Origin of the sequence: Aestuariibacter sp. A3R04 (assembly GCF_018860805.1) — a bacterium.
Classification (GTDB): domain Bacteria; phylum Pseudomonadota; class Gammaproteobacteria; order Enterobacterales; family Alteromonadaceae; genus Alteromonas.
The window spans coordinates 629,095-642,091 of record NZ_JAHKQR010000011.1; the positions used below are offsets into that span (position 1 = coordinate 629,095).

At 46.6% G+C, this 12,997-nt stretch carries 14 protein-coding genes and 4 tRNA genes; 5 read left to right on the forward strand and 13 right to left on the reverse strand.

Annotated elements, in window-relative coordinates; all coding sequences use genetic code 11:
- The first annotated feature begins 18 nt into the window (after nucleotides 1-18).
- Both greA and KO518_RS12165 read left to right on the forward strand, forming a co-directional pair.
- Nucleotides 19-495 (forward strand): transcription elongation factor GreA, encoded by a 477-nt coding sequence (gene greA / locus KO518_RS12160; protein WP_216026087.1) that lies wholly within the window; start codon nucleotides 19-21, stop codon nucleotides 493-495.
- A 51-nt stretch (nucleotides 496-546) separates the two neighbouring features.
- The gene (locus KO518_RS12165; RefSeq protein WP_216026088.1) at nucleotides 547-1,590 is read left to right on the forward strand and encodes an alpha/beta hydrolase; all 1,044 of its coding nucleotides are present in this window, start codon (nucleotides 547-549) and stop codon (nucleotides 1,588-1,590) included.
- A gap of 24 nt (nucleotides 1,591-1,614) precedes the next feature.
- On the opposite strand, the gene KO518_RS12170 is transcribed toward KO518_RS12165, so the two are convergent.
- The 7 genes from KO518_RS12170 to miaB all read right to left on the reverse strand — a co-directional run bounded on the left by KO518_RS12170 (nucleotide 1,615) and on the right by miaB (nucleotide 7,808).
- Complete coding sequence (locus KO518_RS12170; protein ID WP_216026089.1) at nucleotides 1,615-1,782, reverse strand: hypothetical protein; 168 nt, start codon at nucleotides 1,780-1,782, stop codon at nucleotides 1,615-1,617.
- A gap of 162 nt (nucleotides 1,783-1,944) precedes the next feature.
- Nucleotides 1,945-2,388 (reverse strand): Hsp20 family protein, encoded by a 444-nt coding sequence (locus KO518_RS12175; protein ID WP_216026090.1) that lies wholly within the window; start codon nucleotides 2,386-2,388, stop codon nucleotides 1,945-1,947.
- A gap of 1 nt (nucleotide 2,389) precedes the next feature.
- Complete coding sequence (gene lnt, locus KO518_RS12180) at nucleotides 2,390-3,916, reverse strand: apolipoprotein N-acyltransferase (protein WP_252736108.1); 1,527 nt, start codon at nucleotides 3,914-3,916, stop codon at nucleotides 2,390-2,392.
- Nucleotides 3,917-3,920: 4 nt separating this feature from the next.
- Complete coding sequence (gene corC / locus KO518_RS12185) at nucleotides 3,921-4,778, reverse strand: CNNM family magnesium/cobalt transport protein CorC (RefSeq protein ID WP_216026091.1); 858 nt, start codon at nucleotides 4,776-4,778, stop codon at nucleotides 3,921-3,923.
- Nucleotides 4,779-4,811: 33 nt separating this feature from the next.
- On the reverse strand, nucleotides 4,812-5,285 hold the full coding sequence (gene ybeY / locus KO518_RS12190; RefSeq protein ID WP_216026092.1) for an rRNA maturation RNase YbeY: 474 nt from the start codon (nucleotides 5,283-5,285) through the stop codon (nucleotides 4,812-4,814).
- On the reverse strand, nucleotides 5,282-6,349 hold the full coding sequence (locus tag KO518_RS12195) for a PhoH family protein (protein WP_216026093.1): 1,068 nt from the start codon (nucleotides 6,347-6,349) through the stop codon (nucleotides 5,282-5,284). The genes ybeY and KO518_RS12195 overlap by 4 nt, the downstream gene beginning before the upstream one ends.
- A gap of 16 nt (nucleotides 6,350-6,365) precedes the next feature.
- Entirely contained in the window at nucleotides 6,366-7,808 is a 1,443-nt protein-coding gene (miaB, locus tag KO518_RS12200) for a tRNA (N6-isopentenyl adenosine(37)-C2)-methylthiotransferase MiaB (protein ID WP_216026094.1), read from the reverse strand.
- 294 nt (nucleotides 7,809-8,102) lie between these two features.
- Here miaB and KO518_RS12205 point away from each other — a divergent pair, with 294 nt between their 5' ends.
- Nucleotides 8,103-9,275, forward strand: coding sequence for an FAD-dependent monooxygenase (locus KO518_RS12205; protein WP_216026095.1), 1,173 nt, complete (start codon nucleotides 8,103-8,105; stop codon nucleotides 9,273-9,275).
- Nucleotides 9,263-9,442, forward strand: a complete 180-nt coding sequence (locus tag KO518_RS12210) for a hypothetical protein (protein WP_216026096.1) — start codon at nucleotides 9,263-9,265, stop codon at nucleotides 9,440-9,442. The genes KO518_RS12205 and KO518_RS12210 overlap by 13 nt, the downstream gene beginning before the upstream one ends.
- Here the strand turns inward: KO518_RS12210 and KO518_RS12215 are convergent.
- On the reverse strand, nucleotides 9,439-10,014 hold the full coding sequence (locus KO518_RS12215; protein ID WP_216026097.1) for a TetR/AcrR family transcriptional regulator: 576 nt from the start codon (nucleotides 10,012-10,014) through the stop codon (nucleotides 9,439-9,441). The two genes, KO518_RS12210 and KO518_RS12215, sit on opposite strands and share 4 nt — an antisense overlap.
- 145 nt (nucleotides 10,015-10,159) lie before the next feature.
- Between KO518_RS12215 and KO518_RS12220 the strand changes: the two genes are divergently transcribed.
- Complete coding sequence (locus tag KO518_RS12220; protein WP_216026098.1) at nucleotides 10,160-10,714, forward strand: carboxymuconolactone decarboxylase family protein; 555 nt, start codon at nucleotides 10,160-10,162, stop codon at nucleotides 10,712-10,714.
- 42 nt (nucleotides 10,715-10,756) lie between these two features.
- Here the strand turns inward: KO518_RS12220 and KO518_RS12225 are convergent, their stop codons facing one another.
- From KO518_RS12225 to KO518_RS12245, 5 genes are all read right to left on the reverse strand, one after another.
- Nucleotides 10,757-12,160, reverse strand: coding sequence for an alanine/glycine:cation symporter family protein (locus KO518_RS12225; RefSeq protein WP_216026099.1), 1,404 nt, complete (start codon nucleotides 12,158-12,160; stop codon nucleotides 10,757-10,759).
- A gap of 176 nt (nucleotides 12,161-12,336) precedes the next feature.
- Nucleotides 12,337-12,412 (reverse strand) — tRNA-Gln (locus KO518_RS12230).
- A 36-nt stretch (nucleotides 12,413-12,448) separates the two neighbouring features.
- A tRNA-Gln gene (locus KO518_RS12235) sits at nucleotides 12,449-12,524 on the reverse strand.
- Nucleotides 12,525-12,528: 4 nt separating this feature from the next.
- A tRNA-Leu gene (locus KO518_RS12240) sits at nucleotides 12,529-12,613 on the reverse strand.
- Between the two features lie 29 nt (nucleotides 12,614-12,642).
- Nucleotides 12,643-12,719 (reverse strand) — tRNA-Met (locus tag KO518_RS12245).
- Nucleotides 12,720-12,997 lie beyond the last annotated feature (278 nt).

Sequence of the window (12,997 nt, forward strand, 5' to 3'; positions counted from 1 at the left end):
ACTAAGTGAGATATATCCATGAGTCAGTATCCAATGACCGCTCGTGGCGCAGAGTTATTGCGCAAAGAATTGAATGAATTAAAAACGGTTACCCGTCCTCGCATTATCAATTCCATCGCCGAGGCCCGTGAGCATGGTGATCTGAAGGAAAATGCAGAATACCATGCTGCCCGCGAAGAGCAGAGCTTTTGCGAAGGAAGAATTCAGGATATCGAAGGTAAATTGTCTAATGCTCAAATCATTGACGTTACCAAAATGGATAATAACGGTAAGGTGATTTTTGGTACTACAGTTACCATTATGAACCTTGAAACTGACGCGGAAACAACGTACCGCATTGTTGGTGATGACGAAGCAGATATTAAGAACAATCTGATTTCCGTGAATTCTCCTATTGCCCGGGGTTTAATTGGTAAGGAACTGGATGATGTCGTGAATATTCAGACGCCGGCCGGCACAGTCGAGTTTGAAATCATCAAGGTTGAGTATATTTAAGGGCATTTGTCCCTCGGTTCCGAAGAGCGCCAGCTCTTCGGATGATGTTTAATGTCGCCCAGTGACGGGCAGAACCATATAGAGCGGTACCCTCCAGTGAAGCAACTCGTTATTATTTCAGTCCTGATGTTACTCAGCGGCTGCTCACGGATGGTCGCTGATCGTATCGAATCTCCCGCGCAGCTTATTCACTATGAGCAAGCCACACTAGATGAAATGTATAGTCAGTGGGGTGTGACCAGCAAAACATGGTGCAGCGCTAAACTGGAGCTATGTATTCCCTATCGCGAAGGCGCGCCCAAGATACATGATTTACCGAGCAAATCCTTTTCTGTGTCTCGAGACTTCGGCAATCAGTTTAGTTTTCTCAAGGAAGTCACTATTGATGACGACGTGATAGGTAGTTTTTCCGGTACAGTTGTGCTGCTTCACGGTTACGGCGCTAAGAAAGAAAGCTGGATGGCTACCGGTTTTTATTTTCAGGCCCTGGGTTTTAGAGTAATCGAGCCTGACATGATGGGACAGGGCGAGTCATCTGCGCCATTGGGTTTTGGTGTAAAAGATGGAGCACTGCTAGCAGAGTTTATTAATTCTGAGGTTTCATTTGCCGATGAGCCAGTTTACCTGGTCGGGCATTCCATGGGCGCTTTGGCCGCAGTAAAAACTGCACGTAAACTCGATTTAATTTCCGGCCTTATTTTATTGGCCCCTATGGACAGATTTGATCGAGCCACTCTAGGTGTAGCACATACGTTTAAGCCTGGTCTGAGTAAACTTGTCCCTGATGATTCTATTCGAGCGGGGGCGAAATTGGCGCTTCGTCGTGCAGGACTGTCTGTGGAACAAACAGATATGTTCACCGATTTAAAAGCGTTAAAAGTACCCATTTTATCTTACGGCTCAGACAAGGATTTGGTAAGTAATATTCACTTGCAAGAAAAGTGGTCTCTACCTAATGTGACCAGAGTGGTAAACGACAAGGAAACTCACATGTCAGTAATTGGCGTAAGTGATACTGAGCACCAAGTGTTCATGAACTGGTTTACTGCCACTGAGCTTTTCCAAAAAGCGAACTACGCTGCGTCCCAATATTAGCTGCTGAACCCGAATCGAAAAAGACTATTCGGGGTTCTTACTACGTGAAATAGCCGCTAGCACGATAATGGCAACGGGAGCAATCATAAGTACTCCTGGAACGAACCAACTGGCAAATGTCTCAAAAACCACTGTCCATTGGGTGTCACCGTTTTTGTGAAAAATTTCTGAGGGATTTACTCTATAATCCATCCATGTTGCGCAAAGGGAAACACAAAGGCTCAAGAATAGTGAAATGCAAAGGGTTCGCATCAGGATAAGCATATGTTACCTCTTTGATGTGGCATAAGTTGTCTACTATGGGTTGCCTGTATCACTGCGTCAAGTATTACTACCCAGCTTATTGGCCAGTGATTATATGTCGTCATGACCTAATACTGGCTTGCCAATTTCGATCTTCCGTGGCTTTTTGGTTTCTGGAATAATGCGTTTTAAATCAATATGCAATAAACCAATGTCCATATCTGCAGCAATCACTTTCACGTTGTCACCCAGTTGAAATTTGCGTTCGAAATTGCGTTCTGAAATACCTTTGTGGAGAAATTTCCGTTCACTGTTGGCGGCTGCTTTTCTGCCACTTATCCTCAGGGTGTTGTCCATTATTTCGACGGTTATATCTTCTTGCCTGAAACCCGCCACTGCCATGGTAATGCGGTACGTGAATTCATCAATAATTTCGATGTTGTAAGGCGGATAGCTGCTCTGTTTTTCTGCGCGATTTGCGGCTTCTACCAGGGCGGCAAGGTGGTCGGAGCCGATAAATGAGCGGTAGAGCGGCGTAAGGTCGATGGTAGGCATGTCAATTGCTCTCTTGCTGAATTAATAGCGTGCTTTGCTTACGGGATAAAAACAGGGCTATGGCAAACCCTAACGCACTGAGCGCCCATACTAGCAAATCACCAAAATAATTATAGGGGGTGAGGCCGTGTTGTGCCTGAACTGTAGCGGAGATACTTGCGGCCTCAAACTGAGGCAATACGGCATCTACATCACCCTTTTCATTAATAAAGGCGGTAATGCCGTTGTTAGTGGCACGAAGCACTGGCCTGCCAAATTCGATTGCTCTCACCCGGGCAATTTCCAGGTGCTGGGCCGGTCCGTGTGAGTGACCAAACCACGCGTCGTTGCTGACTGTAACGATCATATCTGTATTGGCGTGAACATTGGCAGCAACCTGCCTTGGAAATGCAATTTCAAAGCAAATGGCCGGTGCCAAATGTATTCCATTGGCCACAAGGTTAGGTTGTTCATAATCCCCTCTTGAGAAGGATGACATGGGTAAATCGAATAGCGGGGCAAGGGGGCGTAAAATATCTTCAAAGGGTACAAACTCTCCCACAGGTAGCAAGTGGTGTTTTGCGTAGCGGTTATTGTGGAAATAGTGATATTGAGGGCCAGTGTCAGTGGGTTTGGTTTTGCCCAAAACCAGCAGGTTGTTCCACGCCTCTTCAGACTCCCAGTTGTAATTTACAATACCGGTTATCAAGCCCGAGTTGCTTTCATATGCTTTCTTGTCTAATTCCGCCAGGTAACCTGTCGCCATTAATTCGAGTTTTGGTACGGCGGCTTCCGGCCAAATTATTAAATCGCTTTGCCACAGTGGAGCCGTTAAATTGCGGTATTTCTCCATGGTGGGGCCATCTTGTTCAGGCACCCAGCGTAAGGATTGTGCGATATTTCCCTGAACCATGGCCACGTTGTAAGATTTGTCTCTAACTACCCATTCCACCTGCTTGAGCAGAAAACCGGAAACAAAACACACTGAGAACAGCAAACACGGGTAAATTACTCGCTTGTTGCGTTTTACAAGCGCCAACGACGTAGCAAGGGCAATCACTAATGCGGTGACGCCGGTTTCGCCGATAACTGGCATCCACCCCGCTAACAGGCTATCAGTTTGGGAATAGCCTAACGATAACCAAGGAAACCCTGTAAACATCCAACTTCTCAACCATTCTGCGACTACCCAGATAAACGGCAACGCGAGGGGCCACAACCTCGTCGGGAAATACCGTTTTGTTAGCCACATGGCGAATGCGGGGTAGAGTGCCAAATAACCACACAATATCAGCATGAGCAGCACAGAGAGCACAATAGGTAAACCGCCAAAATCTGCGATACTCACGTGTACCCAACTGATCCCGGCACCAAACCAACCTAAACCGAATAGCCAACTGGTAAGGAAAGGGCGCTGAGATGCGCGCAATTGCCGAATGGCTACCGCCATAGCGATGAGCGCTACTGGCCAGAGTGAGAAAGGGGCATAGGCGAAGGTAAGACTGGCACCGCTAAGCAGCGCCAATGAATGGGTGAGCCAGGCTTTCAAAGCTTTACTCCATGGCAGGAATGGTGACCTTTAACTGAACAAGCCTACGCTTGTCTGAGTTGGTTATCTTAAAGTGAATGTCATTGATAACAATTTCATCGTTGGTTTCTGGCATATGGCCAAATGCCTTAAGTACGATACCGCCGATGGTGTCAGCTTCTTCTTCACTGAATGAAGTTTTGAAAAAATCATTGAAATCATCTACAGCGGTAAGGGCTTTCACCGTAAACGTTGATTTGTTTAACGGTTTAATATCTTCAGTACCGTCGTCGTCGATGTCGTACTCATCTTCAATTTCACCTACGATGAGCTCGAGGATATCTTCGATGGTGACAAGCCCGGATACGCCGCCGTATTCATCGACAACAATGGCCATGTGATAACGCTGTTGTCGAAATTCTTTTAGCAGCACATCCACACGCTTGCTTTCCGGTACAATTACCGCAGGGCGGATAACGTCTTTAAGTTGAAACGTTTTTTCCGCGGAAAAGGCATAACCGAGAAGATCTTTTGCCAGTAATATTCCTTCGATGTGATCTTTGTCTTCGCTGATCACAGGAAAGCGAGAGTGAGCTGTATCCAGAATTTTAGGCAGAAATTCTTCCACGTTCTGTTCAATGTCAATGGTGGTCATTTGCGTCCTGGGGATCATAATATCCCTAACACGCATTTCATTGACACCAATAACACCTTCAATCATTTCTCTGGTTTGAGGGTCTATCAGTTCCCGTTGCTCGGCTTCAGTGATGACCTCTACCAGATCTTCTTTGCTTTTCGGCTCGCCGGAAAATGTCAGTCTTAATTTATCGAACCAACCTTTGCTCGTCGAACCGTTGGTAGAGTGAGGGTTATCTTCGCTCATATAGGGTCTTATTTATTCTCTGTCTGTTAAACGTTAAAGCTCTTGATACGGGTCGTCAATGCCTAATTGTGCCAAAATGTGTTTTTCGAGTGATTCCATCTCTTCCGCCTCTTGTTCTTCAATGTGGTCATATCCGAACAAGTGTAACAAGCCATGAATAATCATATGGGCAAAGTGATGTGTTGCTGTTTTGTTTTGTTCGTCGGCTTCGCGCAGAATAACAGGCACGCAGACAACCAGATCGCCCAATAAATTAAGGGGTACACCCGGAGGGCATTCAAAGGGAAATGACAACACATTGGTCGGTTTGTCTTTTTGACGGTAAGTCGCATTTAACAATTGAGACTCGTGGTTGTCGACATACCTAACCGTAAATTCTTTTTCCTTGGCCTGAAGCTCCGTCAGTACAGCATTCGCCCAGTTCTCGACTAGCGATGTCGAGGGCAGGCAGGTAGCCAGATTATCGGGTAAATCTTCAGCTACCTGTATATCAACCAATGCGGTCATGAGGGTTTGTTGTCTCCGCTGTCTGATGGGGCTTGGGCGGATTTTTCCAGTTCTGCGGCCGCGCGCTTTGCCTGACGAATTTTTTCCTGTTCACTGTCAAATTGTTCATAAGCCTGAACAATACGCGCTACCACTGGGTGACGTACTACGTCTTCAGCCTTGAAAAAGTTAAATGAAATATCCGGCACGTTTTCCAGTACTTCTATACAGTTTCTCAAGCCAGATCGCACTCCCCTGGGCAAATCTACCTGTGTGATGTCCCCGGTGATAACCGCTTTTGAATTAAAGCCAATACGGGTGAGAAACATTTTCATTTGCTCGGTGGTAGTGTTCTGACTTTCATCCAAAATGACAAAGGCGTCATTTAGTGTGCGACCTCGCATATAGGCTAAAGGCGCGACCTCAATGACGTTTCGCTCCATGAGTTTTTCCACTTTTTCAAAACCGAGCATTTCAAACAGTGCGTCGTAGAGTGGACGCAGGTACGGATCGACTTTTTGCGATAGATCACCAGGCAGAAACCCCAGTTTTTCACCGGCTTCTACCGCTGGGCGCGTAAGCAAAATACGGCGTACTTCCTGACGTTCCAGTGCATCAACGGCACAAGCTACGGCGAGATAAGTTTTACCGGTTCCGGCGGGTCCAATGCCAAATGTGATGTCGTGATTGATGACATTCGCTACATATTGCCCCTGATTGGGATTTCTCGGTTTTATCACGCCCCGCTTGGTGCGGATGTTTACTTCTTTACCGTAGGAGGCGGATTCAGATCTCTCCAAACAACTGGCTTCCTGAATGGCCAGGTGAACCTGGTCCGGTTCAAGTTGTGGTACCACTCCTTTCACAGGTTGCGTTTCGATGTACAACAACTTGAGTAGCTCGGTGGCGCCGTTGGCCTGCAAGGCGTCACCGAGCACCTTGAAGGCGTTATTCCGGTAACTGATTTCCACTCCTAAACGGCGCTCAATTTGCTTGATATTGTCATCAAACGGGCCGCAAAGACTGGATAAACGTTTATTGTCTGCAGGTTCTAAAATAACTTCGTTGCTTACCAGTGTACTCAAGTTGTGATATTCCTCGCTATGCTGTTACGGATGGGTCAAACTGACCCACACCTAATACATCAGGTATATTTTCCTGATGTTTTGCGGTTATAGATTGGGGCGAAATAGCAACACGCAACCCCATGTCTCTTTCTCTTCTTACTACGTCACCGCGAAGTGAATTAGAAAAGACATCTGTGATGGTAACATCAACGAATTCTCCAATCATGTCTGGGGAGCCTTCAAAGTTCACAACCCGGTTGTTTTCTGTACGACCAGACAGTTCCATAGGGTTTTTCTTTGACGGCCCCTCAACCAAAATGCGCTGCTCTGTTCCGAGCATGTTGCGGGCAATGCGCAGTGCTTGCTGGTTGATGCGCTGTTGAAGTAAATACAAGCGCTGCTTTTTAACTTCTTCACTGACGTCGTCCACGGCATCGGCGGCGGGTGTACCAGGGCGGGCACTGTAAATAAAACTGAAACTTAGATCATAGTCAACTGCCTGGATAAGGTCCATGGTGGCTTCAAAATCAGCGTCTGTTTCACCCGGGTAGCCGATAATAAAATCAGAAGACATACAAATATTCGGTCTTACTTTTTTTAGCTTGCGAATTTTCGACTTGTATTCCAGTGCAGTGTGGCCTCGCTTCATCATGTTTAAAATACGGTCAGAGCCGCTTTGCACGGGGAGATGAAGGTGATCTACCAGTTCGGGTATGTTAGCGTAAGCCGCAATGATGTCGTCGGTAAACTCAACGGGGTGAGACGTGGTGTATCGAATGCGGTCGATGCCATCGATAGCGGCAACGAGTTCAAGTAATTCGGAAAACCGGCAAATACTGCCGTCGTGATGCGCGCCGCGATACGCATTCACGTTTTGTCCCAGTAAGTTGACTTCGCGCACGCCTTGCTCTGCCAGTTGAGCAATTTCCAGAATGACGTCATCCAACGGCCGACTCACTTCTTCGCCGCGGGTGTAGGGCACTACGCAAAACGTACAATATTTTGAGCACCCCTCCATGATCGAAACAAATGCCGTTGGGCCTTCAGCACGGGGTTCCGGTAGACGGTCAAATTTTTCAATTTCGGGGAAACTTACATCCACAACTGATTTTGCACCGCCCTGTAGCTGGTTAATCATTTCAGGCAGGCGATGCAGTGTTTGTGGGCCAAAAATCAAGTCAACAAAGGGCGCGCGCTGGCGGATATGGTCGCCTTCCTGAGAGGCAACACAGCCACCTACACCGATGATAAGGTCGGGATTCTTTTGTTTTAGGTTTTTCCAACGGCCCAGTTGATGGAACACTTTTTCCTGTGCTTTTTCGCGGATCGAGCACGTGTTCAATAAGATCACGTCCGCGTCTTCTGCTTCCTGCGCAAGCGAATAACCGTGGGTCGAGTCGAGTAGGTCTGCCATTTTTTCCGAGTCGTACTCGTTCATTTGGCAACCCCAGGTTTTAATAAACAGCTTTTTGGTCATTTTCACGTCACGTTTTCAGGTAACCGGCATCATTAAGTGGTGTCTTCCCGCCTTTTAGGAAGAGACGTGCTGGCACCTATTTGCGTGCCGCTTGCGTCGAATACCGCCGGAAATGTTCAAAATAGCCGCGTATTTTACCTGCTGTGAGGCTATTTGCCCAGCAATTCGTAAAAACACTTTTACTGGGAAGCAGTACTTTTCATGCCGGTCTGATCTAACACAAGAGACTGACAAAGGCTTCATGGCAGTTAGTGATACTTTCAGTCATAATAATGGGTCTATGCAGGAGGGGTTATGTACGATTTTTGTATCAATGGCGGTGGTATGGTGGGCGCGTCACTGGCTCTGGGGTTGGTGCAACAGGGGTACCGCATCGCAATTATCGAAAGTGTGTTGCCATCCCCATTTTCTCCAGAACAACCCCCTGATTTGCGGGTTTCGGCCATTAGCGTCACGTCTGTGCAATTACTCAAACGACTGGGTGCATGGCCGTATATTGAAAATAGCCGCTTGCGCGAATACAGTGAACTTGCTGTTTGGGAGTCGCCTTCGATGGCAACGGAATTTGTCGCAGATGAGATTGGTGAGCCCTTGTTGGGGTATTTCGTGGAAAATCGATTGCTCCAACTCGGTTGTCACGAGGCCCTGGCTGGAACGGATGTGCATTGGATCATTGACGCTACACTCTCGGCCTATCAACTTGAAGAGTCCGGGGTGTCGGTTTCTTTGAGCAATGGTGATACGTTAGTTTGCCGCTACCTAATTGGTGCTGATGGTGCAAAAAGTCAGGTTAGGACGTTGGCGGATATTGGCGCGAGCGGCTGGCAATACGCCCAGCAGGCGTTGGGTATTACCGTTGCCTTGACCGCGCCGTGTGCCGCGCGCACGTGGCAGCAATTTTTCCCCACAGGTCCTCGTGCGTTGTTGCCAATGTATGAAAACTATGCCTCACTAATTTGGTACGACAAAGCTGACAGGATAAAGGCACTAAAGCAGTTAAAGCCCGCATCGCTCAAGCAAGCTATTTTAAATGACTTCCCACCGCTGCCGTCTGATTTTAATGTTATAGACAAAGCGGCGTTTGTACTGACCCGCTCCCACGCCAGTCAGTATGTACAGCCCGGCATTATTCTAATTGGTGATGCGGCACACACAATTAACCCGTTGGCGGGACAAGGGGTGAATCTTGGGTTTAAAGACGTGTCTGCACTGTTGGCGATTACCGAGTTGTTGGGACCGGATAAAGATGACTTCTACCTGCGTCTTCAACAAGCATACGAAGGACCCAGGAAAAGAGATAACGGATTGATGATGTCTGCAATGGATGGGTTTTACCTCTTGTTTAGTAATCAGATAGCCCCACTTAAATGGATGAGAAACGCGATGTTAAAGGGCGCTGATGTGGCAGGCCCGGTTAAACATCAAGTATTGAGATATGCCATGGGGATGAGCGAATGGAAGTTCTGATTTTATTAGGTGTACTTTTTCTGGCGCTGATTGTGATAGTACCCTTGATTGAACGTTCTAAAATGCGGGTTAGTTCGGAAACAGCGGGAAAAATAAGTCGCTGGATTTGGCCATTAATTATGATTTCGCTTGTTATTCAATTAATTAGAATGATGATGCAGGGTTAGTCAGCCCTGCAGAGCTCGGCCATGGTTTTATCTACCAGCATGGTAATGAGGCCAGTGTCGTTATTTAATAGTGCAAACGTCCGCAGCCCGACGAATTGACACTGTAGCCAGATAGATTGTTGTTTTGTATCACACTGTTCGCTTAACGCCTTTGTTGATTGCGCTTTAATTAACACTCGTTCAAAAGCGTTTCTAAGCGCATTCATACCTTTCACAATTGCCTCTTGTACGTCATCGTTGACATTTTCAATGTCTGCAATCGTTTTAACGAGTAGACACTGCCTCTGGTATTGCAGTTGTTCAGGCTTTGTCAGTGTCTCTATGAAGTAGCTGCGAAGTTCAGTGAGCGGTGCCTCAAGGTTTGCAATGGCAAGAAGTTGCGCTTCACTCGTCGCTACATAGTGCTCGATAACGCGTTTAAATAGCCCTTCTTTACTATTAAAACGGTGGTAAATGCTGCCCGGCCGCATATCAAGGGCCTGCTGGAGTTCCCGCATACCCACTGATGAATAGCCTTTTTGCCAAAACAGGCTGGTTGCTCTATCTACAACAATCTCGTCTGTATATTTCACTTTGGTATACCTTATTTCTTATTTTTTTGAACGATCGTTCAATTTTGGGTTGAACACACGTTCAAGTGGCCTTATTGTATTGATTATAGTCGGAAACGACAAGTGACCATGTCTTTTGAATATTCTACTTCTAATAGGAAAAGTTATGACAACATTTACTTTACATACCAAAGATACCGCTCCAGAAGATGCTAGACCGCTTTTGGATAAATCAGAAAAAGCCTTCGGCATGATCCCAAACCTTCACGCGGTTATGGCGGAGTCTCCACAATTGCTGGAAGGTTATCAAGTGCTTCATGAACTAGCACAGAAAACGGCGTTTGATGCCAACGAATTAACAGTGGTATGGCAAACAGTTAATGTTGAACACGCGTGTCACTACTGTGTGCCAGCCCACACCGCCATTGCCAAGAGCATGAAAGCAGACGATAAATTAATTGAAGAGTTGAGAAATGATGAGCCCCTGTCTGATCCTAAACTCAATGCATTGAAAAACGCAGTATTGTCTATAACCCGCAACAGAGGGCATTTTGACGATGACGCACAAAAAGCGTTTACCGATGCGGGTTACACGTCTCGGCACGTATTAGACATTATTTTGATTTTGGCGCAAAAAGTAATGAGTAACTACACTAACCACCTGGCAGACACACCAGTGGACGCACCTTTTGCCAAGTTTGAATGGTCGCCGAAGAACTAATCTGTGTGTGCTAGAGTGACCAGCTTGGCCACTCTAGTACTGCTACCAAATCCCTTTTTCAGTTTGCCCTTGAATCTCACAGTCACCAGTCCTGTAAGCCATATCATCGCCAGCCTTTAATTTGTTAAAGTAGTCTTTACTGATTGATACTATGGTAGGCGTCATCCACACAATAGCGATAATGTTAATCACTGACATTAAGCCCAATGCCATGTCTGCCATCGCCCACACAGTAGGTAATGCTGCAACAGAACCCCATAAAATCATGCCTAGGTAACCCACGGTATACACCAGCCGGCCGATTTTATTGTCGAGCTTGAACATGTGTAGATTACTTTCGCCATAGGCGTAGTTGGCAACCACAGAGGTAAAAGAAAAAAGACAAATGGCGGCAGAGACAAAATCCGTTCCACCGCTGCCGATGTGCTTATTCATGGCAGCTTGCGTCATACCGATACCTTCCATTTGGCCTGTGGCTTCACCGCCGGCCAACAAGATAATAAAGGCAGTGGCGGTACACAATATCATGGTATCCACAAATACCCCAAGCATCTGAATATAACCTTGCGAAACCGGGTGATTAGGTTGAGGCGCGGCACTTGCTGCGGCATGAGGCACGCTGCCCGAGCCCGCTTCATTTGAGTATAGTCCCCGTTGAATACCATTTTTTATTGCTGCGCCTAACATGCCTGCGCCGGCCTCTTCTAATCCGAAGGCTGACTTTATAATGCTCAACAGAACACCGGGAAGTTCAGAAATGTTAATCGCCACTATGAGCAGCGCTGCAATGACATAACCAATGGCCATAAATGGTACAATCCACTCTGCAAACCGGGCGATACCCCGTAAGCCGCCTACAACGATTAGTGCTGCCAGAGAGATGATGGCGATCCCAATATAGAGTGGGGGGAAGGCATAGGCATTGTTTAGGGCATCGGTGATGGTATTTGCTTGTACGGCGCTAAATACAAATCCATAACCGAAGAAGAGACACAAGGAAAAAGCAACGGCAAGCCAAGTTTTATTTAGCCCTTGCTTGATGTAGTACGCAGGGCCACCACGATATTCGCCATGATCATCTTTTACTTTGTATAACTGACCGAGCACACTTTCTGCGAAGCCTGTCGCCATTCCCAAAAATGCAATAACCCACATCCAGAATATAGCGCCGGCGCCGCCAAGTGAAATAGCTACCGCGACCCCGGCAAGGTTACCTGTTCCCACTCTGGCCGATAAACTCGTGCATAGAGCCTGGAAAGAACTGATACCTTCTTTAGTTGAAGATGTGCTGCCTTTCATGAGCGTAAACATGTGGCCAAAATGGACTAATTGAACAGCTCCTAATTTCCACGTGAACCAAAGACCGCAGCCTAACAACATGACGATAAGGATCTGACCGTCACCCCAAAGCACATTATTCACGGCCGATACGATATCGTTAATCACAGCTTTTCCTTCTCAACTTTTTGAATTATTTTTGAAAGCGAATGTTTGTATAGTATCAGATACGGTTCAGGGGAAAAGTCTTCAGACTGTTAAAGCTGCATATTTATTAAAAAAAATTGAATGAATTTGTGGGTTGGAGCCATAAAAAAAGCCAGTCAAAGACTGGCTTTCGTATATGGCTGGGGTAGCTGGACTCGAACCAACGGATGGCGGGATCAAAACCCGCTGCCTTACCAACTTGGCTATACCCCAAGTGATAACCGCGAAAACGCAATTATACTGAGAAAATGGCTGGGGTAGCTGGACTCGAACCAACGGATGGCGGGATCAAAACCCGCTGCCTTACCAACTTGGCTATACCCCAATTATGGTGCGGAAGGAGAGACTTGAACTCTCACGCCGTGAAGCACTGGAACCTAAATCCAGCGTGTCTACCAATTCCACCACTTCCGCGCAGCTAGACATACCTGAAAAAGAAAGAATGGTGGCTACGGCGAGATTCGAACTTGCGACCCCATCATTATGAGTGATGTGCTCTAACCAACTGAGCTACGTAGCCTCTTATTTCTTTTCCCTCTCAGGAAGTGGCGCGTATTATGCGTATATGACTCCTTACCGTCAACCCCTTTTTTACTAACTTTTTTTAAGTGCTTACAATGTGTACTGAATTGCGCGATATGACATCAAAATGACGAAAAAGACAACAGTTTACTATCCAGTTGTCGCCTGTTTACTCGCTGCTACTTTTGGTTCAGATAAAACATTCAGCGACAGGCTTTGACAAAATCTGGCGTTTACCGCTGAAAAATGACGCGCTTTTCGCTAATGTGAACAAGT